Below are 25,870 nucleotides of genomic sequence, written 5' to 3' on the forward strand. Positions count from 1 at the left end.
CGTAAAGCTCCCCTCTCCAACATCGTAATTTAGGACCAACTTATTCCATTGTATCATAAAACCTCCTCCCCTTCTTTTTTCAAAAAACTACAAAAAGGACTCTTTTCTGTTTCCAGAAAAGAGTCCTTGATTCATGATTATTGTTCAATTAGCTCATTCATTGTACCTAACGTCTCTTCACGCTCATCTTTCCAGATGACGTTCTCGCCGTACTCTTTGCCCCAATTATACATGGCATGGAGTACAGGCATCAGGCTCTGACCATGATCGGTAAGGGAATATTCTACTCGGGGAGGAACCTCTGCATACACTTTGCGGTGTACAAGTCGGTCCTCTTCAAGCTCGCGCAACTGATTGGTTAACATCTTCTGTGTAATATGGGGAATCAGCTTTTTAAGTTCACTAAAGCGCTTCGTCCCTTCAAGACCCAAATGCCATAATATAATTAGCTTCCACTTCCCGCCAATAACGGCAAGTGTCAGTTCCTTCTCACAGTTAATTTCTTTCAAATTAATACGCTCTTTCACTTCAGATGCCACAGTTATCAAGCCCCCTTTATCCCAGTGTACTACATCTTCATCTTTCCCGGCAAAAGGGGACGCAAGCTATTCGAGATTGGCATGCCTTTGAAACATAGCTCCTGTATCCTGATTCATCTTCTTCATTAACGACAGAATGATTCCATCCAGCGTAATGATTAGGCTTTGTTCAAAAAGAGAGCCCATCGGCTGGATTGATTTTCGCTCACCCTCATCTTCCTTCGCAGCAGCATGAATTTGAATAGCTACATCAGCCAGCTGACCAATCGAAGATTGTTTATGAATGGTAAGGACTACGACAGAAGCACCTAACGATTTTGCTTTTTGTGCCATAGAAAGTAGACTTTTGGTTTCACCAGAACCGGTGCAGAGAACGAGCACATCTCCTTTGCGGATGGGAGGTGTGGTTGTCTCTCCAACGACAAACGTGGGTACCCCAAGATGTGCGAGTCTCATGGCAAAAGATCTTCCCATCAGACCTGATCGTCCTGCCCCCGCCACGAATACTTGACTTGCTTCTGCAAGCAGGAGCATCGCTTCCGTTAACTCCTTTTCGCTAAGGAGATTCGCTGCCTGTTCTAGCTCCCTAAGAATAGATACTACATTACTCTTTACCATCATCTTTCGTTACCCTTGTTTAATTAATTGCTGCATTTGGGAGGCTACCGCTTTTTTATCTTCCTGTCCTGTAATACCGCCCCCAACAATAACGAGATCTGGTCCCGCTTTGATTACTTCTGGCAAGGTATCCAGCTTAATTCCGCCAGCAACTGCTGTCTTTGCTTGTGTTACTGCTCTTTTGATGGTTTGTAAATCTTCAAATGAGTTTTGACCCACAGCTTGAAGATCATACCCTGTATGAACACAAATGTAATCCACACCAAGAGCATCAATTTCTTTAGCACGTTGTTCGATGTTTTTGACGTTGATCATATCCACAAGAATTTCTTTACCTTGCTTTTTAGCTTCTTCAACGGCACCCTTGATTGTCATATCATCGGTCGCACCGAGTACAGTAATAATGTCTGCCCCAGCTTCGGAAGCTTTCATAATTTCATATCCGCCTGCATCCATAATTTTAAGGTCTGCAAGTACGGTAAGATTGGGGAATGCTTTTTTCATTTCTTTAACTGCATGCAGTCCTTCATTGATGACAACCGGTGTTCCGATTTCGACAACATCAATAAAAGATTCAACCTCTCTTACGACTTCAATCGCTTCCGGGATATTTACTAGGTCAAGTGCTAATTGTAATTTCATTAATATACGCTCCTCTATATTTAAGTTAATTACAAACTAAGTTTAGATCGTCTGTATCACTCATATTAAGTCCATCCTTTCTAAAGCGGAAGTACGCACTTTGAAGTAGGGTAGTTACCTGGAGGATACTATTGAGAAGAAGTTGCATTTTCCAACTTCTGTTGACGACCAAAACCGTTCATAGATTTACTCGTTTGATTCGCTGGTCAGAGCTATACTATAATGCTAAGAGGTATGATAAATATTATAAATTGATAGAAATTAGCAGGGAGGGAAAACTTTTGTCCGGCTGCAGGACACGGCAAAAGTATAATTGATGAAACCACCACTCGAAAAAGTAAAAGCCCAGGACGATGCCTACATAAACTACGCACCGAATGAACCTGAGCAAAAATCACAAATGCTTGCCAAGACGTCTAGATTCCTTACTATGATCTGTTCTCGCTCGTTATTGTTTTTTTCACTAATTATGCTGTTTAAAAGCTATGTTGCTTGGTTTGGTGTTTTTGAAAATGGACCTTCTTGGGCTATCATGCTCAAAGAACTACCTTTTATTCTGCTCATTTTCTGTCTTATCGAATGGTTTGCAACGAAGCGAAAACTAATGGTGTATACCATCTTTAATTTGCTTCTAACTGCGATTTTCTTCGCAGTTATAATTTATTACAAATATTACGGAGTCATCGTTACTTACAAAGCGCTAGAACAAGTAAATCAAGTAACAGCAGTCAGTAACAGCGTCTTTTCACTGATTGACCCTCAATATTTGCTCATATTCACCGATGTACTTATATTTGGATATTTACTGATTAGAAATAAATCCGCGAGTAGCTGGAAGCAGGCCATTCGTAGACCAGCAAATAAAAAGCTCGTTGCTTCCCTCTTTTGTATATCACTCCTCATTACATCGCTGAATATATACACAAACCGCGGTGGTTTTAATGAAGTAGTCAAGGCAGAGAAAATGGGCATATTCAATTATGAAGCATACACCCTGCTGAATCAGCGGGAACCAGAACTCATTCCTTCCGAAGAAATATCGCAAGAACGAATCAATACTTTAAAAGGAATATCAACTGACCCTTCTGCTGTTCCGAGTCTGAATGGTGCTTTAAAAGGGAAAAACCTGATCATTATTCAAATGGAATCATTGCAAAATTTTCTTGTTAATCTGAAGATTGATGGACAAGAGATAACGCCGAATTTAAATAAGCTTGTTAAAGATAATACTTATTTCTCCCACTTTTATCAGCAGGTAGGCCAAGGAAATACGTCCGATGCTGAATTTGTAGTCAATACGTCATTCTACATTCCTCCTGAAGGCGCGGCAGTGCAGAATTATGTAGATAAGGATTTACCGAGTCTGCCGAAACTACTGAAGAATGAAGGTTACGATACTGCTACGTTCCATACGAATGTGGTGGAATTTTGGAATCGGGGCGAATTATATTCTTCGCTAGGCTTTGATAAATATTATGATAAGTCCTTCTTTGGTGAAGAAGACAAAGTGTTTTTCGGAGCTTCAGACCATGTCCTCTACCGAAAAACGGCGGAAAAGCTGGAAGAGATGGATCAAGCGGAGAATCCTTTTTATGCACAAATTATCTCCATGACAGCGCACCATCCATTTACCCTGCCAGAAGACAAAATGACGCTATCTCTTCCAGATCGATATGACGACACCTTTGTGGGAGACTATATCCGTGCACAACATTATGCAGATGCCGAACTCGGAAACTTTATTGCAGATCTGAAGGAACGCGGTATATGGGATAACAGTGTTATTGCTCTTTACGGAGATCACTTAGGACTTCCTACTACTTCTCTTGATGATAAAGATCTAGCCCTTCTGAATGAAGTGCTGGGGCATTCTTATGATTATCCAGATATGATTAATATTCCATTTGTCATTGCATCTTCCGGTGTTACCCCGACAGGTGAGCAAAAACAAATCGGAGGACAGGTCGATATCTTGCCAACCTTATCAAACCTGCTCGGTATTTCGCTTGAGAATCACGTCCACTTTGGTCAGGATTTATTAAATGAACAGAATCATAACTTGTTACCAGAGCGCTACTATTTGCCAACGGGTTCCTTTGTGAACAGCAGTGAAGTTTTCATATCTGGTAGTGGATATGATGATGGGGAACACCATAAACTGGAGAATATTAAAGAAACGGATCATAAGACGACCGAAAAAGATTTCTATAACGCACTTTCTCTGCTGGATTTGTCACATAGCTATATTTCTCAGCTTCCCCTTAAAAAATAAAAAGAACAGCACCCCATACCTTCACATAAAAGCGGGAAGATGAGGTGCTGTCTTTTTTTTAGTAAAATACCTTCTAATTACGTAAATACGAGTTACATGTATACAGGCCACACACATACTGGCTTCGGTGATTCCATTTGTTTGCCTGTATATGTAAGCTCACCTGTCTCCTTGTTCACTTGGAACAAAGTAATATTGTTCGTGTCCCGATTCGCTACAAGCAGCAAATTACCGCTTGGGGTCAGCGCAAAATGTCTTGGATGAGCGCCTTCTGTGGAAATATGCTGTACATATTCTAGTGATCCGTTGTCAAGAGCCGCATATACGACGATGCTGTCATGTCCACGGTTTGAACCATATACAAAACGTCCATCACTTGAAATCGTAATTTCGGCACATGTATTTTCACCGGTAAAGTCGTTTGGCAGTGTAGGCAATGTTTGAATCTCAGTTAAATTGCCTTCTTGTCCATCGTAAGCGTAAGAAGTTACCGTAGAATCAACTTCGTTAATCACATACGCATACTTTCCATTTGGATGGAACACAAGATGTCTTGGACCAGCTGCTGCATGGGTATTCACTTCACGATGGAGCACAAGCTCTTCTTTCTCTCGATCGATTTGGTACACAAAAATTTTATCAAGCCCTAGGTCTTGGACCATAATATATTGTCCATCCGGAGAGAAAAAAGCAGAGTGTACATGAGGACGGTCTTGACGTTCTGGATGAGATCCCTGACCCGCATGCTGTTTGGAATCGAGCATTTCACCAATGCTGCCATCTTCCTTCAGTGACACTAGGCTTACTGTCCCCCCATGATAACTGGAAATAACGAGATATTTCCCTTGTGGGTCCTTCTGTACATGACATGTTGGAGCATAAGCGGACTGAGCACGATTCATGAATTCTAATTCCCCAGATTCCGGCTTAATCGTATAGGCAATTACTTCGCCTGCCTTGGAACCATCAGCTGCCGACATTTCTCCAATGGAAACAAGACGATTTTTTTCTTTGTCCACATGAAGGAAGGTCGGATTTTTCAATCCCTTTTCCTGACTGAGCAGTGAAAGCTCGTATGTACTTTCGTCAAGTTCATAGACATGAATCCCTGAATCTTCTTTTTCTGAATAAGAACCTGTAAATACCAATAATTTTGAAGTTGTCATGTTGTGTTTCCCCCTTACATACTGGCTACGAGCACTTTGGGCTCTGTTTTTAATTGTACATTTCCTTCAACAGCTCTTGAAATCATGCAGGAACTTTCCGCTTTATGTGACAAACGATGTGCCTTGTCCACTTCTGATTCTGAGGAACCTTGTTTCAAAGTCACCACCGGACGATGAGTAATGGCTTCATAAGTAAATATATTATTCGTCACATCTACTGTCGCCTCTGAAGTAAGCGTGAGACTTTCCACTGAAATTTCAGACCGCTCCAGCATTGCAGCGAGTGTAATAAGGTAGCAGGTTGCCGCTGCTCCAAGCAGCATTTCATCGGGATTCGTGCCGATCCCGGGCCCACCCATTTCCTTCGGAATTGAAATTTTTGTTTTGAGTTGTCCAGCTTCAATGGTACCGTCGCTGTCTCTTCCACCGTTCCATACGGCTTCAAGTACAAATGGGTGTTTCATCTGCAGTCATCCTCTCTGTCTTTCTTACTATATCATAGAGTAACTAAAGAAATGAAATAAAGCCGGAAGGCTTCAAACGAAGCTTCCGACTAACAAATCATATTACTTTGACTCCCCTGTTTCAAGTACAGGGAACCAGCCTGGCACACCCAGAATCATGTTCCACAGCGGATCTGGAATGACGAGACGCTCCTGATCCTCTTTTGACAGATGTACTGCAATATGTTCTTCGTTACCAGACTCAATCTTCTCTACCCAGTCAGGTTCAATAATAAGTTCTCTACCAAGTGCGAGCATGGTAATACCCGTACCTAATGCAGCCAATGCCTCATCAGGTGTATGAATGAGACCTACTCCTATGACAGGAACTTTACCCTGAGCACGCTCAACAAGCCATTCCATGCGAGATTTCGAATCATCTGCCCCGCGTCTTGGTTTGGACCAGAAATCAAGGAGAGACACATGAATATAATCGAGATTTTTCTCCGCTAATGCATCCATCAGCACGAAAGACTCTTCCATTGTAAGCCCTGGTGTCTCTGGTTCTTCTGGAGAGAATCGGTAACCTACGATAAATGGACTTTTCGCATGTTTTTGGACAGCGGATTGAACGGAATCAATCACCGCCATTGGGAAAGACAGTCTTCTCTGAACATCCCCACCCCAGCGGTCTTCTCTGCGGTTCGAATGAGGAGAAAAAAATTGCTGAATTAAATAGCCGTTCGCACCGTGAATCTCCACACCGTCAAACCCGGCTTCGATCGCACGGCGAGTAGCCTCTCCGAAATCTTCAATAATAGAAACAATCTCGGCATCTTCCAGTTCACGTGGCACAGGAGATCCAGGTTTTTCACTTGGGATTGTACTCGCACTGACCACATCACCACCTACGGCGTCCGGCGGACATAATCTACCACCATGGAAAATCTGCAGAACTGCTTTCGCTCCTTGTTCCTTAATGGTATCAGCTAGTTTCGTAAGTCCGGGTATGAAGGAATCATCTGTAATCGAAAACTGGCCGGGGAACCCTTTGCCGTTGTCTGACACATACGTAACCGCAGTAACAACCACACTTGCTCCTCCAGATCGACGTGCATAGTAGGCAAGCTCTGCATCCGATACCGTGCCATTGTTATTCGAGGACGAATGCGTCATTGGTGCCATCATAATTTTATTTTTCAAGATCATTCCATTTGGCAAGGTAACCTGCTCAAAAAGAGGATTATATTTCGAATTCATCTCTCCATCACTCCCTACAATTTCATAATATATCTGTCTGCCTCATATGAGTATGCAACATGAGTATGTTGTAAACCTTTTATCTCTTACTGAAACAAGTATAGTTACTTTAAACTATTCATGCAAGATTATAAACCTCCTACATACAAAAACATACCAAAAAGGCGACTCATATTGCCGCCTTGGTATGCATATGTGTATTTGGCCTCCTTTTAAGGTTTGATCAAAGCCATTCGCATATCGACTTCTTTGACGCATTCTAATGAATCATGATTGTCATTTCCGACAAGAGGAGATACCGGATAGATTTCCATTGGTGTTTCCTGATATGCCGTGAGGTGAGGAAGCAATTTGTGCACTTCTGTAACCTCTGGATCAAGCCATGCGTCTATAGAATCTTTCGTTAATATCGCTGGCATTCTGCTGTCAAATTCACGAATAGTGAGATTTGCATCCGACATCAACATCGTACAGGTACGAAGTGGAGTCTTACGGGTATCTTTCCAAACTTCATACAGTCCCGCTATTCCAAACATGGATCGGTCTGGCATAACTACGCGAACCGCATAGGTTCGTTTACCTTCCTGACGCCAGTAAAAGAAACCGTTACAGGGAATAACACAACGTTTCGTTTCAACCATTTTTCGATAAGTAACATTGTCATGAACAGACATCAAGTCAGCATTAACAGCATCTTTGCCCCAAAAAGGAATAAATCCCCAACGATACTCGTCCAGGACACGTTCCCCATCTTCATGAAGAATGAGCGGAGCATGTTGTGTCGGGCTAATATTGTAACGGTTTTTGTAATAATACATAACCCGCTGAATGCCAAAATGATCACGAACTTCATCCAAATCTGCTGCAAGCGAATAACGTCTACACATCCTTTGTAACCCCCCTAAATTTTCCTTTACTGTTTACAAAGAAAGGGAAAAATATGCATCGTTTTTTATGAATAATTCATTCAACTTCTAATAAATGAAAAATTTGGGTTTTCACCTCTCTGATTGGAGCGTATAATCATCTTTGTTTTGTATTTCGTTTTGCATGAAAATAACAGCTGGAGGAATTTCATCATGAAATTAAAAAACGTATGGAGCAATCATCGAAATTACGCTCTACAGCTTGCCACCGTTTTTATCGGTTTTCTCATGTTCGGTTTTTCGGAAAATGTGAAAGGACCTGCTATTCCGCGAATGCAGGCAGATTTCCATATCGATGAAATGCAGGTTGGAACACTTTTGTCTCTAAATTCACTTGGATATTTAATCGCCTGTTCCTTTACCGCTCTGCTTGTTCGAAGGTTTGGTATTAAATACATAAGTGTTTTTTCATTTGTTTTTATGGCTTTTTCAGGCATCCTTATCTTTCTGTCTCATAACTACACTTCTCTTGCCTGGTCATATTTCCTTATGTATTTGGGGAATGGAATGCTCGAGATTGCGCTTGCCGTTCTGGGTGCTCGGATTTTCATTAAGAATACGGGTACGATGATGAACCTTGCACATTTCTTCTATGGTCTCAGTTCAACTTTTGCTCCGTTAATCGCTTCCGGGCTCATGAGTCTTACTTTGTTCGGATATACGCTCGACTGGAGGGGGATGTATCTTATTATCCTGATGTTGTCCTTGATTCCAGTTATTCCAGCTCTCTTAAGTAAGTTCTCTGAAGATCAAACAGCAGAAGAGGACCGGATGCCCTTCAGTCAATTACTAAAAGATAAGGCTGCTTGGCTCGTCGTTATTATTCTAACCTTTGGGGTTATTGCCGAAATGGGCGTAGGGGGATGGCTCGTTAATTTCCTGGAAAAAGCTTATGGATGGAATGCACAAAGTGCAGCTGGAATGCTGTCTGCCTTCTTCCTCTGCTTCATGCTAGCACGGCTTTTGCTTGGTCCGTTCATCGACCGAATCGGTTTTACTTTATCCCTTGTTATACTCGCCGGATTTAGTGGAATTTGTACGCTGATCGCCATTATTGCCGGAGAACCCGGAGCTATTTTCTTCGCACTAGCGGGTATTGGAATCGCACCAATTTATCCTACCGTCATGGCGCTGATAGCAAGAAGATACGCGAAAGGCAGTGACTCCGCCATCACTTTTACCGTAACGCTCATGGGCATTGGTAATGTCATTGGTAACTATTTAATTGGAGTAATAATTGATGGTACCAAAAATCTACATGCAGATACGGGTTCAGATACGGCACTTCGTACCGGTCTTCAGTTTGGTTATGGCTTTATCGGCTTATGTACGTTTCTCTGTGCGTTGTTTAGTATCGTTTTATATGTATACCTCAAAAAACGTAATGAACTGATTTGATGAAGGATCATCGTAGGAAACGATGATCAATAAGGCTTTTCATCCCCCTCGTTTCATCTTTCTATATCTTGGTGAATATGCCTAGAGTTAAGGAAGGAAATGAATTTATTTTGAGGGGTTGTGAGTGGATGGATTTCTGGATGTATTCAATGATTACTCTTGCATACATAGTCTTGTTAATTTTGATGATTAAAATGATATCACAGACAAACCACTGGCATCAGTATCCCATTTTTATGGTGATTGTCGCTCTAGGTCTCGCTTACGATAATGGCATTATCGCTGCTGGGAATCGCATCGGTGAAGGAGCGTTGCTTATGATGTTAAGCAGTCTCCGATTCTGGATCCATGCTTTCGTAACCCCTTGTCTCATTCTTGTCGGATATTACATACTTCGTAGATCAAGCGTAGCATTTGCTTCCAGATCTTATATCCGTATCTGTGCATGGATAGTAACGATCCTATTGATTCTATATCAGATCTTCATTCATACTTTGCATGAAATACGAAATTTACAATTAGTGCAGGATTACGGCGTACTTCGCTATATTGCTGGCGGAACCACAGGTCCTCCTGTGATGGTAATTGTCGTTGGTGTTGTTCTACTGGTCGTAGGGATCATGATAATGATTCGACATAAGTGGATTTGGATGTTTGTCGGAACAGCAATACTGTTTATTGGGCAAGCAGTCCCTCTTCCTTTCGAAAGCTCTGCTCCAACGAACATTTTAGAGCTAATCCTGATCATATCTTTATGGGCAACCATTCGATATCAAGACCTTAAGGAAGAAAATAATCCTACGTAATATCAAAACAACACGGGCTTAATCTTTCATCGAATGTATTATTAAGCGCATTAATAAACCTCTCGTATCTGCTAATATAACGCAGTAGCGAGAGGTTTATTTGTTGGCAACTTTATTCATAGCATCCACATTCGCTGGGTAAGTGCAGGCACGCTATTCCGTTCTCCCCACTTTGACAGACCATTGATACAGCAGTAGTGCAAGTCCTAACAGGAACAAGAAGCCTATAATCACTGTAGTTATATCGATATCAGGAGAATCGAACCTATCTGAAATGGACTGATATCCCATCATATGTGTAGATAGCCATAGCGAATAGATTCCTGTATCTTTTTCTGGAGGTGACTTAAATCTCAGGTCCAGTCATGAACATATCCACCCTTTCTCTGTTATAGTAATGATCTGACTTTACCATCTCGAATTTCAATCTGATATTTCGCTGCCCATTCCTGTAACTGGTCGAACGCTTCCTGTTCCGTGTGCTGGTCAGCAAATAGAAATTGTAAGCGCTGAGGAATCCACCTGTGATTTGTTAGTTTTATCCCAATAGAAGAATGAATAAAGCCTTCTGAGATAATCAGATCGATTTGAGTAGGAAGAACCACCTGATTATGTAAGATTAGACGATCTTCATCTATAATTAGAAATTGTTTTTTGCTGGCACGATTGTATGTAAAGTAATAATAAATTTCATATCCTATGAGCAAAATATAGGCCGTAATAACAATAAAAAGGAATACGTTTAGAACAACATGATCTGGACTCGATTGAAAAATAACAATAATTAATAGGGTTAACATAATAAATAAAGCTGCCAGCCGTGATTTACGATCTTTATTCATAATACGATATTGTTTCTGTTCCATCCTCTATTTAATTCCCCCTTTCCTTGATTAATAAAGGATACTTTTGTGTTGAATCGGAATCTCATGCATTTGAGCCCAAGAGCGCAACTCTTTCATGATCTCTTCCTCTTGTTTTGTATCTTGATATTTGAGCCAAGGGGAATCCGTTTATTTTCTTTCAGTTTAACCCCCACCGTCGGATTCCAATATCCATCAATAAGAATCACATCAATCTCAGTCGCTTGAATTGTACAATGATCGAGTCGAAAGGAACCAGGCAATAATTCGAGTTCAACTAATCGGAAGGGATAATACGTAAAGCTATATCGCAGAAAACAAAACAACTTATAGGCAAAAAATACGAACCCAAAGGTAAACGTACTCATTAATAAGATATAAAGAAGCAAAGGTTCGTCATACCTGATATTGATGACAATAACATAGACATAAAAGGCAAATAAGAAGATCAAATATAAAATTTTCCCAATATCATTTTTTCTCTTCACCCTATGTACGTTATCAATCAATGACTTCTCCCCTTCCTCAGCATCCACCTGATCCCTGTCCGAACCATCATATAGATCAGGAGTATTAATCCTGCCAAACCTATCAATAGCAAGGGAGAAACGGTAATCGATTGAACACGAGAAGGCTCACTATGTAAAATCTGGGGAACGTATAGCCAGGTCATAACCATTCCCGAAAAAATAGGAAGTGTCACAGCAATAAGCGTAAGAACACCTGCACCTTCCAGGACGAGCCGCCATGTCTTGCTCATAACATCACCTCTCTTCGATTTTCATTACATGCATTTCCATAAAATACGATTCCCTTGTTATTGTAGAATTTATTTCCTTTTCATGTCAATTCATCCTTTTAAACACTATAGATATTTACGGAAACCCACAACCGATTCATGTTCATTGTATCCAAGTGATTCATACAGCTTATGAGCTTCCGCTCTCTCTGCTCCAGATACCAAAATGATATACGAACAATCTTTACTGCGTGCCATCGCCTCCAATTGGTTCATTAGCTTCCGCCCTACTCCTTGTCTTCGTACCTTGGAAGATACGACTACATTTTCGATCACCATAAAAGGTCTGCATTCACCCACAAGGTCCTGACAATAGATTCCCATAACCGATCCGGCCAGCTCACCTTCGTAAAAGGCACCCAACACTTCATAGTTTTCATTTTGTAGCAGTCTTTGATATGTTAGTTCAAGCTTTGCCTGATTCGTCTCTTCTCCCGTTAATTGTTCATACAGTACCGCTAAAGCAGGCAGATGTTCCATCTCAATCTTTTGAATCGTAACCATACTCATCCTCCACTTTCATCTAGTTCATTTATTTCATCACATAATAACTGTTCATTACAGTTGTTTCTTCAAATAATATTGTTTGATATTCTGAGGGAATGCATCATTCACACCATAGATTTCATATCCGTTCTTCTCGTAAAAAGACGGAGCCTGATAAGAAAATGTAGAAGTATGGGCAAACAAGCAGCCGATTTCCTTTCCCCGGCGTTCTGCTTCGAGCAGCATTTGTCTGCCATATCCCGCATTACGATAGTCTTCAGAAATCCACAATACATCGATATACAGCCCGTATAGCCACGATTCACAAAAAATGCCCCCAACTACCTCTGAATCGGGATTTTTTAAATACAAATGAATGCTTTGCCCCGGCTCTTGAAGCAAGCCATTCGTCGCTCGGACATTATAGCCATATAGTTTCCTACAAATATGCTCATAGTCTTCCGCCTGCTCACGCAGATCTGATAATCGCATATCTTGAATCTGGATATCGCTCATCTATGTATTTTCACCTCTTTTCCATTTGTTTGTTTCTTGTCAGCCATACGATGATAAGAGAAGCGAGTATTCCATTCACGATTCCTCCATACGGAAATAAACTATTATTTCTCGGGTAATCGCACAATGCCCTTTTCTTTGACAAAGTTTATGCTTCTCTGTCAGGAACCGCTCCAAAGTTCTGATGAAACAGGTAATATTCAGCATACATTTAGCGATTTATTAGCGTGTTTGATACTCCTGCTTTAGCACAGAGAACAGAAGTGAACTATGATATTCCCCATTATAGAATACATGTTCGCGCAGTACTCCCTCCTGCGTCATTCCAATTCGCTTCATCACCTTACTTGAGCCTACGTTTCCGGGCCGACAAGTAGCGTAAATGCGGTGTACTTCTGGTTGTTCAAAACCGAATTTCAGCATTGCGGATGCGGCTTCACTCGCATACCCTTTTCCCCAATAATCCGGGTGAAAACAATAGCCAATTTCAGCATTACTCCCCATAAATATAATATTTACGCCTCCCAGAAACTCTCCAGTATATTTGTTTTCGACTGCTAGCGAATACTCATCTCTGTTTATTTTCTGTTGATCCTCCATACAAAACTGTATGAATGCTTTTGAATCTTCTTCCTCGTTTGGCCCCCATAGTGTATATTTCGTCACCCTTACATCCGACGCATACCGATGTACATCCATCCAATCGCCAGCTTCAAACTCTCGGATTATTAAACGTTCGGTTTCCATTGTTGTAAACAACATCGATTCCTCCCTTATAAAATAAATAAACCCGGTCATTCCTTAATAGGGAAATATCGGGTTTATCCAGCTTTTTCTATTATACGATTTGATAGAAATGAACGAAAGGATATTCCCCTCTAGAAAAAAGGGTTGAATTAAACAAGCGGCTTGGAGTAGCGATGCTCTTCACCCGAAATTGCAAACCCTAGAGCGCGATATAGCTCGAGCGCATTGTCGTTCTCCGCCTGTACACAAAGCATAGCTTTGGGATATCCTTTCTCTTGAAGATATTTTAAACCACACTTGATTAGATGTGTTGCAATTCCTTTCTTCTGCCAAGCCGGAACAACAAACACCTCTTCCACTGCCCCTAATGTTTCATCTTCTTGGCATACGATGATACTCGCGACCAGTTCCTGTTCCGTATCATATGCAGCAAAACTCGTAAAATGAGCTTTTCCTTTCAGCCAGCGAAGACGATGTAGCCCAAGTGGAGATTGCGGCCAGATTGTACTTTCCGTGCGTAGGTAACGTTGTTCTTCTTCCATAGATTCAATGGCAGATTGGATAAAATGAAGTTCAGGAATACAAAAATCTGGTGCTTCCTGCATATCGTATAATTCTCTTTCCATTTCGTACTGACGATACAAAGGGGTAAAGCCATTCTTTACAAAAAGATTAGAATTCTCCGTTTCTTCTTCGTTATTTCCAACGCATATTTGTACTGGATGTGTTTTCGGAAGACCTTGAGCCAGGACAAGAGCTCGTTCATATACTGCACTGTAAAGTGACTGAAACACTTCTTGCTGAGCAAATACATCCGGTCTTACTTTTATATTTAAGTAAATATGATGAAAGCTCTCTTCTGTTCTAACACTTGATTCTGCACCACCACTTGCTTCATCTAGGGATTGAATCGAAATGATTTCTACCTGCCCTTTTCCTATGAGTAGGTCCCCCGCAAATGCACAATACACATTCTCATGATTCGGTTTCGGACCAGGCCACCAAAAACAAGCATGTTTGTACTTGGCTGTAACCGCCTGATATAGCTGTACAACTTGCTCATGAAATGAATCTTCATAAGGAATAACTTGAATTTGTTCCATTTGCTTCCTCTTTTCATTTGTTTTCTTCATTGTTAACCTTGAACCGATATAGAGCAAGCTACTGAATAGGTATAGTCGTTGTCTACCGGGGTCAACCATCCCGCTCCGTCATTTATCTAATGAAAGAGAAGCTTCGTTTCAAGTTGATCCTGATTTTTAGATATGGTACGTTTTGACATGAATCTGTAAGTCTAGGGAGTGAAAATGGATGTACATAGGAAAAATTCAAGAGATCATTCGCCATCCCGTAAAATCTTTTCAAGGCGAACGAGTATCCCATACCCACGTGATGGAGTATGGACTTTATGGTGATCGCAGCCATGCTTTTGTGCATAATACTAACTTGAATAAATACGTAACCATTACACAGTTCCCCCAAATGGCAGGTTTTCAAGCTCGGTTCACAGGTGAAGAAGGTTTGCAGCAGTATCCGCGTGTAGAAGTCACTACCCCGGAAGGACAAAAGTTTTACTTTGGAGATGCGGACCTGACCCAGAAGTTAGAGCAAATGTATAACAAACAAATAGTCCCTGTTGAGTTTGCACCTGAACATGTACCTCTCGGTGCCATAGAAGAAGAACATATTCAGTTCGTAACCGATGCTTCCATTCGAGCGCTTGAGGCGTTATGGGAAAACAAAGAAGTAGATCCTCGCAGATTTCGACCCAATTTTGTTTTGTCGCTTGTCGAAAAAATCCCTTTTATCGAAGAAGAGTGGTTTGGCAAACGTATACGAATCGGGGAGAATGTCATCCTAAAGATCAAAAGATCTTGTGAACGCTGCTCCATTATTAATGTACATCCTGAGAATACAAAGAAAGACCCTTCTTTACTTAAGAAAGTTGCCAAAGAACGAAATAATCAGTTTGGTGTATATGCTTCCGTTCTTCAGACGGGTATCATTCGCGCAGATGATCAAGTTTTTCTTTTGGATTAACTCTATATAAAAATAAAAACCCGGAAGGAGTTTCCCTTCCAGGTTTAGTGTATCTATTTTATGATTTAACTTCGATTGGTTTTTTCCATAAGCCGAGAATCAGAGCCGATACAATCGAACCAATGATTACAGCGACTAAGAACAACAAAGCATGGTTCGCAAGTGCTGCTACGAAAATACCACCATGCGGTGCAGGAAGGTTGATGCCCCATAGTTGTGTCAGCCCGCCCGCAATACCGGAACCAACAATACAGGAAGTCAAGACACGCAGTGGATCTGCTGCTGCAAAAGGTATGGCACCTTCGGTAATGAAGGAAAGACCAAGTACATAGTTAGTTACACCTGACTTACGTTCTTGTTCCGTAAATTTGTTTTTGAAGAACGTTGTAGCAAGAGCAATTGCAAGGGGAGGAACCATACCTCCGGCCATTACTGCTGCCATCATTAATCCATTTTCGTTACCGCTGGAAGTAAACACACCGATAGCAAATGTATACGCTGCTTTATTGAACGGGCCACCCATATCGATGGACATCATTCCACCCAGAATAATACCAAGGAGAACCATATTTCCTGTTCCTAGATTATTCAGAATATCGATCAAGCCAAGGTTAAGCCAGCTGAAAATCGGCGAAAGAATATAGAACATAATTGCACCGGTTATCAAAAGTCCAAACACAGGATACAGTAATATCGATTTCAAACCATCAATTGCTGATGGCAAGTGTTTAAATACTCTACGCAGACCAAGGATTACATAACCAGCAAGGAAACCGGCAGCAAGACCACCCAAGAAACCTGCGTTCGCATTTACAGCCATGATACCACCGACCATACCAGGCATAAGACCCGGACGGTCCGCAATACTCATCGCGATGAAACCGGCAAGGATTGGAATCAGGAAGTGGAATGCCCCGTCTCCGCCGCCAATGGTTTGCAGCAACTGGAAGATCGGACTGCTTTCACCGGCTACTTGCTCAATGAGGAAGGAAATCGCAAGAAGGATACCTCCGCCCACCACAAATGGGAGCATATGCGAGATCCCGTTCATCAAGTTTTTATAAAGCGTGCTGCCAATACTCATTTTCTCTTCAGAGGAAGAGGAAGAAGAATTCCCTTCTGCACGAAGAATAGGCGCATCGCCTTTTAATGCCTTCGTAATTAATTCTTCAGGTTTACGAATTCCGTCCGCTACCGGACGCTGCAGTACAGGTTTTCCGTTGAAACGATCCAGGTCGACTTTTTTACCAGCCGCGATGATAACCCCTTTGGCACGGCGGATTTCATCTTCGGTCAGAACGTTTTTCGCACCTTCGGCTCCGTTCGTCTCAACTCGAATGTTGACACCCATTTCCTTCGCTTTCTTAATGAGTGCATCTTCAGCCATAAACGTATGGGCAATTCCCGTTGGACAAGCAGTTACAGCAACGACGAAATCATCTTGTGTAGACTCTGCCTTTTCTTCTGCTATCTCCGCTTGCGGAGTGGCTTTTACAGCTTCTTCTTTCTGTTGGTCCACTTCTTCTTCTTGTTGTTTCGCATCAAATAATGCAGTCACTTCATCCGGCGTTTTCGTATTCATTAGCTGTTCAATGAATTCGCTGTCAATCAGCAGTTTGGACAAAGCAGCAAGTGTACGAAGATGCGTATTTCCTGCTCCTTCTGGTGCTGCAATCATGAAAAACACATGCGCAGGAGCACCATCAAGGGAATCAAAATCAATGCCGGCTTTGCTTTTTGCAAATACAACCGTAGGTTCATTGACTGCTTTAGTTTTGGCATGCGGCATCGCAATGCCTCCACCAATTCCTGTGCTTGATTCTGCCTCTCTCTTGTATATCATTTCTTTGAACAGAACAGGATCATTAATACGGCCGCTCTTATTAAGGCTGGTAATCAGCTCATCAATTGCTCCATCTTTTGTTGTTGCTTGTAAATCCATAATCATTGTTTCTTTGATCATCAGATCTGTAATTCTCATGGTCTGTACTCCTTTACTTAGGGAGGGACAATATCGTCCTTGCCCCCCACTATGATGTATGTTATTTCCAGCTTGTGATTTGTACTTGAGGAACTAGAGCATCAATTTGATCTTTTACCGCAAGGTCATCTGAGAACGCAGTGGCACTACCGGATGCAACACCTGTACGGAAAGCTTGAACCACATTACCTGTTAGAACGAGCGTTCCAATAAATCCAGCAATCATGGAATCGCCTGCTCCAACTGAATTTTTCACTGTTCCGGCAGGAACATTTGCGTGAAGCACTTCGTTTTCTGTAATAAACAATGCTCCTTCACCAGCCATAGAGATGAGAACATGCTTAGCGCCTTCTTCAAGAAGCTTCCGTCCATATTTAACTAGATCTTCTTTTGTATCAATCGTGACACCAAACAGTTCCGCGAGCTCATGATGATTAGGTTTAACCAGAAGTGGTTTATCTTTTAACGCATTTAAAAGAGCTTTACCCGTCGTATCAATGACGAACTCTGCTCCAGTATCCTTACATACCTTAATCAATTGTTCATAAAAATTTCCTCCAAGTGATGGAGGTACGCTACCCGAAAGAATAAGGATATCGTCTTTTTTCAAATGAGATAGTTTCGCCAGAAGAGATTTCGCTTCTTCATCTGAAATGGCAGGTCCGAGACCATTGATTTCTGTCTCATCCCCGTGCTTCAGCTTCACGTTAATTCTTGTATCATCAGAAATACTTACAAAGTCGGACGGAATCGATCCCTCGGTCAAGAAATCGCTGATGAATTTACCTGTAAATCCACCAAGAAACCCCATCGCTGTATTCTCTGCCCCCAACTGTTTAAGCACACGAGAAACGTTGATCCCTTTACCGCCGGGTAGCTTCAAGTCGCGCTTCATACGATTTAACTCACCGAGCTGTAAATTATCGACTTCCACGATATAGTCAATGGAAGGGTTCAGTGTAACTGTATAAATCATCTGTTCATCCCTCAATTACTTTATATTTCTGACCGATGGATACCTTATATGGTTCAGGTACCGAATCGGTAATTAGCGTTGCCTCGTTCAAATTAAATAATTTTGCAAAAGCAACTTCGCCAAATTTACTAGAGTCGGCCAATACATAAGTGTTACCGGACATCAAATGTGCACTTCTTTTTAATAAAGCTTCTTCTGGATCTGGAGTAGTATACCCCATTTTTACATCTACACCATTCGTTCCTATAAAAGATTTATCAAAGCGGAATTGATCCATATTTTGTAAAGCAATGCTACCAACAACTGCTTTTGTATGCGTTTTTATCAATCCACCGAGCAAGTAACTTCTAATATTTTTTGACACTAAAGCTTCCACATGGGACAACCCATTCGTAACTACGGTGATATCTTCCGCCTCTATATAAGGAATCATGGCAAGAGTGGTCGTACCTGCATCAAGGTAGATACAGTCCCCATTTTGAATTTGCTGTGCAGCAAGTTTAGCCACAATATTTTTTTCTTGAACGTTTTTGAACGTTTTTTCTTCCATGCCAAGCTCAGCGCTTTTCTGCGTGATGAGGGATGCCCCACCATGCACCCGTTTGAGCAATTGGTTCGCTTCCAGATCAATTAAATCTCGTCTAACTGTTGATTCAGAAGCTCCTAGCAGTTCAACAAGCTCTTGCAGCTTTACTACACCGTGTAATTGTAAGCGTTCTAATATTAAACGGTATCTTTCCTCGGTCAGCATTCACATTCCTCCTGACAGCTATTATAGTAACATAAAATCATTAAAAAACAATCATTTTCTATCAAAAATATTCAAAATCCGTCATTAAATGAGCTACTATGTAACAATTTTCGTAATTTATATGATTTCATTTCCGCCTGTGAGCAGTTTCACTGCTTATATCCCTTTATTCCATTTATAATCATTACCCCTATTTTTCTCAAATCTATACCCCATATGTGTCCGATTTTATCCCTACGCACATGTATAAGTCCTTTATCCCTATACGGACCCAAAATATGACAGCATGCCTTTTCATTCTACGGGATCTTCTGCTCTGTTTAGCATACCGCTCATTACTTCGTTTATCCATATGGATGACTATCGATTCGAATACGAAATTCACAGGCTTTAGGAACTATGTACAAACTTTTTATGACTTTCTATGATGAGTTTGGAAACGAAATCCAATTTCTATGACCAGAAGGAGAATGACGATGACTGAAGCGAAACGTTCCGTATCCAGATCTCTAGCCTATAAAAGTGTTGGTATTGCTCTCAGCTCTGCTCTATTGCTATCCCCCTTTACTGCTGCAGCCCAAAGTCAGAACTCGGTAGTTTCCAAGGAATCTACTACTAATCCTTCGCCTGGAGGTTTGACCAAGTTAAGAGGTCTTAGCTTGATTCAGTACAAAGGCAGTTTTTTAGATTTGGGAGAACATCGGTTGCTCTCTCGTAAAGATATCGTTCAGGAATGGGATGATATTGACCCGGATTATTCACCGGACAAATCCATCGAAGCCGTAAAAGCATTGCTATCAGAACAAGATTTCGAACAATTATTCCCTTACCGACTTGGCTCGGATGAATGGTTCAAGGTTGCCAAGGGAAAAGAATACTATAAGGAAAACCAAAGTGATTATTTCTCGTATGATAACCTCATACAGGCAGTCCAAGAAGTATCCAACCTGAAAATCAAGATCAGCACACGCTCGGGTACTCCTTCACAGGAAATTGTGCGCCTTGATAAAGAAGCTAAAGTAGAGACTCTTGTCCTACGCTCCGATGATTTTAATTCAGAAGAGAATAAGATGAAAACGATAGAAACGGTTATTGTCGATTGTGGAACTTTTCTAAAGGAAGGATTCAAGAAAGATCGGAAACGAGAACTCGCTGCATTTCTGGCAAATCTGTCTCATGAAACAGGAGGAGGATGGGCAGATGCGCCTGGCGGTGAACTAAAATGGGGTCTTTTCTGGAATGAAAATATCGCGGGTCGTACCGGAGTCAATATGGACGCTTTTGTTGATCCAGCCACTGCCAAGCTATTTCCTGGTGTCAATGGTCAGCGATATTATGGACGTGGGCCGATCATGCTGAGTTGGAACTTTAATTACGGATTGTTCAGTTCTATTATCTACGGAGATAAAAATGTACTACTTAAAAATCCGGAACAAGTAGCCGCAGATGGAAAACTCGGTTATATGACAGCAATCTTATTCTGGATGACACCGCAGGACCCAAAACCTTCTGCACATGATGTCATGGTGGGAAGATGGAAGCCAAATTCCGCAGAAAAAGCAAAAGGTCTTGTTCCTGGATTTGGTGCAAGTATTCTTGTACTGAACGGACTTGAAGCTGATCTTGGTGAAACCATCGGAAGCCCTGTTCTCCGCAGAGCCGGCCACTACCGTGACATTACCAAGCGAATGGGCGTAGATATCACGGGAGAGAAAATAGACACGTTAAATATGAAACCATTTTAAATTATGAAAACGTATTCACAAGCTAGGAAGTAACGATCAGCTCTTGCTGCTTTTTAGTCAGGCTTTTAAGAACCAGATCATAAGAATGATCAATCATGGATATTACATCCTCAACGGGTAAACTTCCATGAAGATTCACAGAATTCCAATGCTTCTTATTAAGATGATAGCCGGGGACAACTTCTTCATGTTGTTCCCGCAAATTTTCGGCAATAACAGGATCACATTTCAAGGAAATATTCGAAGCTTCCTTTTTCTCATTGATAGTAATTAGGGCAAACATCTTTCCACCAATTTTCACTACAAGAGGAGCGGGTCCAAATGGGAAATCTTCCGTTGCTCCCTTTTTTGACAAACAGTAAGCTGTAACTTTATCTTTCGTAAGCAATTTTATCTCTCCTTTTAACTTAGAAATAAGTTATCTTTCCACAAACGATTCACCTCAGTAAGCTTCTTGTCACGAAAGATTAAGTGGTAGATATCCGGCTTTGAGGTTTGTTCCCAGAAATGATAATCATACTTCGAATGATAGTAGTTCATCATGATTGTCATAATGTTGCCGTGCGTGCCAATAACGACATGTTTCCCTTCATACTGTTCTAGTAGTAATTCAAGTGTAGGAACGGAACGTTCTCGTGCTTGGTTCGTTGTTTCGCCCCCTTGAAGCGCATAATCTTTATCATCAAATGACACCCGAATGGCTTCAACAATTACATCCCACGTTTCCTTGTAATTGAGTCCTTTTATTGGACGCTCTCTCAAATCTTCGTACTCCTGAATGTTAAGACCTTTTTCAGCTGCTATATACTGAACCGTTTGTATTGCTCGCTCATAGGGACTTGAGACCACAACGTCGACCTGAATATTGGCGAATAAATCTGCTATGTATTTAGCATGAAGTAGCCCTTCTTCTGTAAGTCCTCGTGAACGTTCCTCACCATGAATATGTACCGATTCTGCATGTCTTACCATATAGATATGTGTATCTATCATTGTCAAGTTCAGATCCCTCCTTTCATATTATTAATGATCGTCTGAACCACTTCTTCAGGTTTCATCTGATCAGTAACGATTTTGGTTTCAAAACGGGCATCAGCGAAAGCAGCGATACAATGTTCAGCTTGCCGAAAAGTCCATCCACCTGGCGTTTCTCCACGCTTCTTCAATCTGTTGAAGATGGTTTCCCTAGAAGCAGAAAGACAAAAATGAAATACCTCTGAATCAATTTCCGAAAGACCATTCCTGATATATTCATAATTCTCATGTTTATAGATGGTCATCGGAATGATTAGTGTCCGGTTATATTTACGTTTTAGTTCTTTCGCACAAGCTACGGTAAGTGTTCTCCACAGTTCCAAGTCTTGAAAATCATCCGTTTGCTCTTCTTTACATTTTACCTCATCCGAAATAACCTGTCTCAGCATATAACCAATCTCTTCCGGGTCAAATAACATACTATTCGGTAACATCTGATTCAGAGCTTCTGCGGTAGTTGTTTTGCCCGCTCCAAAAGCACCATTAATCATGATCATCATAAGCGTACACCCCTCTGCAAAACTAAACATTACATTAATAATTTCTATGTCATATACTTCTCCATTTCACTCCTGTTCCCTTGTAGAAAATATAAAAAGAGAGCAGCACGAAGCTTCTCTCTGAATATACTCTCTATTTACTAAGACTAGCAAAACGCTCATTATGAGAAGAAACCATGGCAATCTCAGTGGCTTCTGGTTCAAGATATCGTTTCGCTGCATTGACCGCGAGAACACTATCCGTAATTGCTGCGGCAATAAGAGGCACATGCCCTTCATGGGCAACTACATTTCCTGCGCCAAAAATACCAGGTACACTTGTTTCCCTTTTTTCATTTACAGCAACACGCCCATCTCTCGTGTCAATGCCCCATTTTGCAAGTGGTCCATATTCGCCTCTCATCCCGTGATTCACTATAACTGCATCCACCCTATGGGTTTCCAGATGATCCGTTTCCCGGTGCTTAATCGTGACCTCTTGAATCGCTGTGCTGTCCCCGTGCAGCTGATGAAGTTCATAGGGTGTTTTTAAAATTGCACTGGATTCCTTCAAACGTTTCACGTTCCGCTCCAGCCCGCCAAAGTGATCCCTGCGATGAACCACCATTACTTCTTCGGCTACATTCACCAGTTCATTTGCCCAGTCTACAGCGGAATCTCCCCCGCCGGAGATAAGCACTTTTTTACCGCGAAAAACGTCCAATTCTTGCACGGTATAATACAAATTAGAAACTTCATATTGGTCAATACCTTCAAAATCGAGTTTCGTCGGCTGAATAACTCCTCTTCCCATCGCGAGAATAACTGTTTTTGAATAATGTACCTTTCCTGAATCCGTTGTAAGTAAAAAATATTGATTCTCATCACGCTGGATGTCTACGACCTGTTCTCCTAAAAACAGATCAGGTTCGAACACGGTTGCTTGATTCTTCATCTGATTCACCAATTCCCTCGCCATAACCGGAGGAACTCCGCCTACATCCCAAACTGTTTTTTCAGGGTATAGCAGTACTTGACCACCAAGTTCAGTTCCGACTTCAATGATCTTCGTTTTCATATCCCGCATTCCACAGTAAAATGCGGCATACATCCCTGCAGGACCCCCGCCTATTATCGTAACATCGTACAGTTCATGTTCATGTTTCATTCGATTTCCTCCTGGTGACATCATGTCAAGTTATGTATCTCGTAATCGGTTTGGAGCCAATCTTATGTATAGGAAACGGTGTCCCTTATTAACCAAGTCATGTAATTCATGTAATTCAATTCATTAAGGATATTCTTACCTTATTATATTGATATTGAAAATCATTATCAATAGATAATGAAAAAAATATAACCTGCTTTTTAAGAAGTGGCTATATTTTTCATTTCTATTGAAAAAAGAATTGTTAATTATTCCGATTTGTCAGCATACTCCATGAGCCAGCAATCTCTATATGCTCCTTCATGCCATTCGTGATTTGGCAACAATTTGATTTTTTGAAAACCACATCTCTCATAAACATGAATTGCTCTCGTATTCCACGCCTGTGGGTCCATTACAATTCGAGCTGCTCCACATTCTCTCGTCAGATAACGAGTCATTAGCTTCATCAATTTTGTCCCGATTCCCCGGTTCCAGTAAGAAACTTCGCCAATGAATTGATCCATCCCATAGATATGCTCACCAACTAGTCCGGTTAACCCGTACTCTTCTATTTCTTCAGACTCTACGACATAGTACTGTATATATCCAATATCCAGTCCCTCATATTGAATGATACAAGCATGAACTTCATCCCTATTCTCATAAAAATGACGCTGTACTAGCTCCGCATCATGAGGGCGGTCTCGACCTTCATAATAACGCAGTACTTCTTGATCTGACAGCCACTTTACGAGAAGATCAGCATCTTCTGGCTGTAGTTTACGAATAGCTAATGAAGCGTCTTCTAACATCGTAATTATCATAACCGATCACCTTTTCTACACTTCTCCCCAGAAGATCTGGGTCTTGTAATCAAAAAATACATGACCTTCCTTCTGAGTGCGATCAAATATCGACTGGAGCGCATCCATCATTGGTTCGTAATTCGGATGTCCAGGCGACGGACTATAGGAAGATGATAGCAGCCTGCCTCGTAAACCTTCGTAATCAAAAATTTGTCTGTTCGCAAATTCTTTGAGCTCTAGCGTTCCTTCTTTAAAGAAAGAACTGAACATTTCTATAGTAATATTCGTATGTTTTACTTCTTTATAATCCGTTCCATAATCGTGTAACAACTGATCATATTCCGTCAGAAATTCACTTCCTTCGGTTAAACGGGAGTTCCAAATGAGCACAGCTTTGCCTCCTGGCTTTAGAACACGGTGAAATTCAATTCGAGCTGCTTCTTGATCAAACCAATGGAAGGACTGCGCACAAACAATAGCATCAACGGATTTATCATCTAGGCCAGTTCCTTCAGCCGGGTAAGGCTGTATACGGAAATTCGGATTACTAGATAACCGTTTCTCGGCAGCCTGACGCATGTCCGCATTTGGTTCGACAGCAATAACCTTACTTCCTCTTGCAAGCAGTAATTCGGACATAATCCCTGTACCTGCTCCGATATCTGCGATGACACTATCCTGTTTTATACCAATCGTGTCATACAAGTAATCCAAGGCTTCTACCGGATAGCTTGGGCGGTATTTGACATATGTATCTACCCGATCTGAGAATCGTTTTTTACTATCCATCTGCTTGTTCACGCTCCTCACTTTTGATACCCATATCATATCTTTAATCTACCAATGAAGGCAAACTTTTGAATATAAAAAGACTGTACTGGACATTAGAATCCAAGTACAGTCTTAGTTACAGACATTTGGCCATAAAATACTCATCTATATAGGTTCCGTCGATCAAAAGCGAGTGTTTCTTGGTTCCCTCTACCTGAAATCCAACCTTTTGATATAAACGAAATGCTGCTGTGTTATGTGACATCACCGTTAACTCTAAGCGATGTAGTCCTTTCTTTTGACACCATTCCTCCATAGCAGAGAACAATTTACCTCCAAGTCCTTGCCCTGTACATTTTTGTTTGATCCCAATGACAAGATAAGCGGTATGTTTGGTTCTGGCAAGTGACGAACCAATGATCGATAGTTGACCGACCAATTCTCCTTCATCTTCAGCAACAAAAATGGTAGAATGTCCACTGTCCAGCATAGAATGAATTCGCGTTTCCTGCGCCTCAACAGTCATTTTTCTTTCTCCAGGTTCAAACATCATAAACTTTGTTTCTTCATCTAATTGTTTATTCAAACGTACGAAATCGCTCGCATCCTGTGGGGTAATCATTCGAATTAGCATATGTAGGTTCTCCTTTATACA

Annotated in this window: 28 protein-coding genes; 5 read left to right on the forward strand and 23 right to left on the reverse strand. The window is 41.3% G+C overall.

Going from position 1 to position 25,870, the window contains the following annotated elements; genetic code table 11:
• Positions 1-137 precede the first annotated feature (137 nt).
• From KFT32_RS03535 to hxlA, 3 genes are all read right to left on the reverse strand, one after another.
• Positions 138-539, reverse strand: coding sequence for a winged helix-turn-helix transcriptional regulator (locus KFT32_RS03535; protein WP_211745742.1), 402 nt, complete (start codon positions 537-539; stop codon positions 138-140).
• Between the two features lie 66 nt (positions 540-605).
• A complete protein-coding gene (gene hxlB / locus KFT32_RS03540; protein ID WP_211745743.1) occupies positions 606-1,160 on the reverse strand; it encodes a 6-phospho-3-hexuloisomerase in 555 nt (184 codons plus the stop codon).
• 6 nt (positions 1,161-1,166) lie between these two features.
• A complete protein-coding gene (gene hxlA, locus KFT32_RS03545) occupies positions 1,167-1,799 on the reverse strand; it encodes a 3-hexulose-6-phosphate synthase (protein WP_211745744.1) in 633 nt (210 codons plus the stop codon).
• Positions 1,800-2,199: 400 nt separating this feature from the next.
• Between hxlA and KFT32_RS03550 the strand changes: the two genes are divergently transcribed.
• Positions 2,200-4,071, forward strand: coding sequence for an LTA synthase family protein (locus KFT32_RS03550; protein ID WP_211746009.1), 1,872 nt, complete (start codon positions 2,200-2,202; stop codon positions 4,069-4,071).
• 92 nt (positions 4,072-4,163) lie between these two features.
• Here the strand turns inward: KFT32_RS03550 and KFT32_RS03555 are convergent, their stop codons facing one another.
• The 4 genes from KFT32_RS03555 to KFT32_RS03570 all read right to left on the reverse strand — a co-directional run bounded on the left by KFT32_RS03555 (position 4,164) and on the right by KFT32_RS03570 (position 7,827).
• On the reverse strand, positions 4,164-5,237 hold the full coding sequence (locus tag KFT32_RS03555; RefSeq protein ID WP_211745745.1) for a lactonase family protein: 1,074 nt from the start codon (positions 5,235-5,237) through the stop codon (positions 4,164-4,166).
• Positions 5,238-5,251: 14 nt separating this feature from the next.
• Entirely contained in the window at positions 5,252-5,701 is a 450-nt protein-coding gene (locus KFT32_RS03560) for an OsmC family protein (protein ID WP_211745746.1), read from the reverse strand.
• A 102-nt stretch (positions 5,702-5,803) separates the two neighbouring features.
• Positions 5,804-6,940, reverse strand: coding sequence for an NADH-dependent flavin oxidoreductase (locus tag KFT32_RS03565; protein ID WP_211745747.1), 1,137 nt, complete (start codon positions 6,938-6,940; stop codon positions 5,804-5,806).
• A gap of 212 nt (positions 6,941-7,152) precedes the next feature.
• On the reverse strand, positions 7,153-7,827 hold the full coding sequence (locus KFT32_RS03570; protein ID WP_211745748.1) for an SOS response-associated peptidase: 675 nt from the start codon (positions 7,825-7,827) through the stop codon (positions 7,153-7,155).
• A 192-nt stretch (positions 7,828-8,019) separates the two neighbouring features.
• Here KFT32_RS03570 and KFT32_RS03575 point away from each other — a divergent pair, with 192 nt between their 5' ends.
• Together KFT32_RS03575 and KFT32_RS03580 are read left to right on the forward strand one after the other, a co-directional pair.
• The gene (locus tag KFT32_RS03575) at positions 8,020-9,264 is read left to right on the forward strand and encodes an MFS transporter (protein WP_211745749.1); all 1,245 of its coding nucleotides are present in this window, start codon (positions 8,020-8,022) and stop codon (positions 9,262-9,264) included.
• 128 nt (positions 9,265-9,392) lie between these two features.
• Entirely contained in the window at positions 9,393-10,070 is a 678-nt protein-coding gene (locus KFT32_RS03580; protein ID WP_211745750.1) for a hypothetical protein, read from the forward strand.
• Between the two features lie 389 nt (positions 10,071-10,459).
• On the opposite strand, the gene KFT32_RS03585 is transcribed toward KFT32_RS03580, so the two are convergent.
• From KFT32_RS03585 to KFT32_RS03610, 6 genes are all read right to left on the reverse strand, one after another.
• Entirely contained in the window at positions 10,460-10,936 is a 477-nt protein-coding gene (locus KFT32_RS03585) for a hypothetical protein (protein ID WP_211745751.1), read from the reverse strand.
• 502 nt (positions 10,937-11,438) lie between these two features.
• Positions 11,439-11,693, reverse strand: a complete 255-nt coding sequence (locus KFT32_RS03590; protein WP_211745752.1) for a hypothetical protein — start codon at positions 11,691-11,693, stop codon at positions 11,439-11,441.
• 105 nt (positions 11,694-11,798) lie between these two features.
• Positions 11,799-12,236, reverse strand: a complete 438-nt coding sequence (locus KFT32_RS03595) for a GNAT family N-acetyltransferase (protein WP_211745753.1) — start codon at positions 12,234-12,236, stop codon at positions 11,799-11,801.
• Positions 12,237-12,290: 54 nt separating this feature from the next.
• Positions 12,291-12,734: a GNAT family N-acetyltransferase gene (locus tag KFT32_RS03600; RefSeq protein WP_211745754.1), complete on the reverse strand. Its 444-nt coding sequence runs from the start codon at positions 12,732-12,734 to the stop codon at positions 12,291-12,293.
• A 222-nt stretch (positions 12,735-12,956) separates the two neighbouring features.
• Complete coding sequence (locus tag KFT32_RS03605) at positions 12,957-13,496, reverse strand: GNAT family N-acetyltransferase (protein ID WP_249435634.1); 540 nt, start codon at positions 13,494-13,496, stop codon at positions 12,957-12,959.
• Between the two features lie 134 nt (positions 13,497-13,630).
• On the reverse strand, positions 13,631-14,584 hold the full coding sequence (locus KFT32_RS03610) for a GNAT family N-acetyltransferase (protein ID WP_211745755.1): 954 nt from the start codon (positions 14,582-14,584) through the stop codon (positions 13,631-13,633).
• A 208-nt stretch (positions 14,585-14,792) separates the two neighbouring features.
• Here KFT32_RS03610 and KFT32_RS03615 point away from each other — a divergent pair, with 208 nt between their 5' ends.
• Positions 14,793-15,521: an MOSC domain-containing protein gene (locus KFT32_RS03615; RefSeq protein ID WP_211745756.1), complete on the forward strand. Its 729-nt coding sequence runs from the start codon at positions 14,793-14,795 to the stop codon at positions 15,519-15,521.
• A 58-nt stretch (positions 15,522-15,579) separates the two neighbouring features.
• On the opposite strand, the gene KFT32_RS03620 is transcribed toward KFT32_RS03615, so the two are convergent.
• From KFT32_RS03620 to KFT32_RS03630, 3 genes are all read right to left on the reverse strand, one after another.
• A complete protein-coding gene (locus KFT32_RS03620; protein WP_211745757.1) occupies positions 15,580-17,502 on the reverse strand; it encodes a PTS fructose transporter subunit IIABC in 1,923 nt (640 codons plus the stop codon).
• Between the two features lie 61 nt (positions 17,503-17,563).
• Positions 17,564-18,478, reverse strand: coding sequence for a 1-phosphofructokinase (gene pfkB, locus KFT32_RS03625; RefSeq protein WP_211745758.1), 915 nt, complete (start codon positions 18,476-18,478; stop codon positions 17,564-17,566).
• A gap of 4 nt (positions 18,479-18,482) precedes the next feature.
• Positions 18,483-19,229, reverse strand: a complete 747-nt coding sequence (locus KFT32_RS03630) for a DeoR/GlpR family DNA-binding transcription regulator (protein WP_211745759.1) — start codon at positions 19,227-19,229, stop codon at positions 18,483-18,485.
• Between the two features lie 476 nt (positions 19,230-19,705).
• Between KFT32_RS03630 and KFT32_RS03635 the strand changes: the two genes are divergently transcribed.
• On the forward strand, positions 19,706-20,974 hold the full coding sequence (locus tag KFT32_RS03635; RefSeq protein ID WP_211745760.1) for a chitinase: 1,269 nt from the start codon (positions 19,706-19,708) through the stop codon (positions 20,972-20,974).
• Positions 20,975-20,996: 22 nt separating this feature from the next.
• Here the strand turns inward: KFT32_RS03635 and KFT32_RS03640 are convergent, their stop codons facing one another.
• From KFT32_RS03640 to KFT32_RS03670, 7 genes are all read right to left on the reverse strand, one after another.
• A complete protein-coding gene (locus KFT32_RS03640; protein ID WP_211745761.1) occupies positions 20,997-21,362 on the reverse strand; it encodes an MmcQ/YjbR family DNA-binding protein in 366 nt (121 codons plus the stop codon).
• 14 nt (positions 21,363-21,376) lie between these two features.
• Positions 21,377-21,967, reverse strand: coding sequence for a histidine phosphatase family protein (locus tag KFT32_RS03645; protein WP_249435658.1), 591 nt, complete (start codon positions 21,965-21,967; stop codon positions 21,377-21,379).
• Between the two features lie 8 nt (positions 21,968-21,975).
• Complete coding sequence (locus KFT32_RS03650; protein WP_211745762.1) at positions 21,976-22,509, reverse strand: AAA family ATPase; 534 nt, start codon at positions 22,507-22,509, stop codon at positions 21,976-21,978.
• A 133-nt stretch (positions 22,510-22,642) separates the two neighbouring features.
• A complete protein-coding gene (locus KFT32_RS03655; protein WP_211745763.1) occupies positions 22,643-23,656 on the reverse strand; it encodes an NAD(P)/FAD-dependent oxidoreductase in 1,014 nt (337 codons plus the stop codon).
• Between the two features lie 248 nt (positions 23,657-23,904).
• Positions 23,905-24,462 (reverse strand): GNAT family N-acetyltransferase, encoded by a 558-nt coding sequence (locus tag KFT32_RS03660; RefSeq protein WP_249435635.1) that lies wholly within the window; start codon positions 24,460-24,462, stop codon positions 23,905-23,907.
• Positions 24,463-24,477: 15 nt separating this feature from the next.
• The gene (locus KFT32_RS03665; RefSeq protein ID WP_211745764.1) at positions 24,478-25,233 is read right to left on the reverse strand and encodes a class I SAM-dependent methyltransferase; all 756 of its coding nucleotides are present in this window, start codon (positions 25,231-25,233) and stop codon (positions 24,478-24,480) included.
• A 118-nt stretch (positions 25,234-25,351) separates the two neighbouring features.
• Positions 25,352-25,849 (reverse strand): GNAT family N-acetyltransferase, encoded by a 498-nt coding sequence (locus KFT32_RS03670; protein ID WP_211745765.1) that lies wholly within the window; start codon positions 25,847-25,849, stop codon positions 25,352-25,354.
• Between the last annotated feature and the right edge of the window lie 21 nt (positions 25,850-25,870).

This window comes from Paenibacillus sp. Marseille-Q4541, from assembly GCF_018310695.1.
In the GTDB taxonomy this organism is placed as follows: domain Bacteria; phylum Bacillota; class Bacilli; order Paenibacillales; family Paenibacillaceae; genus Paenibacillus.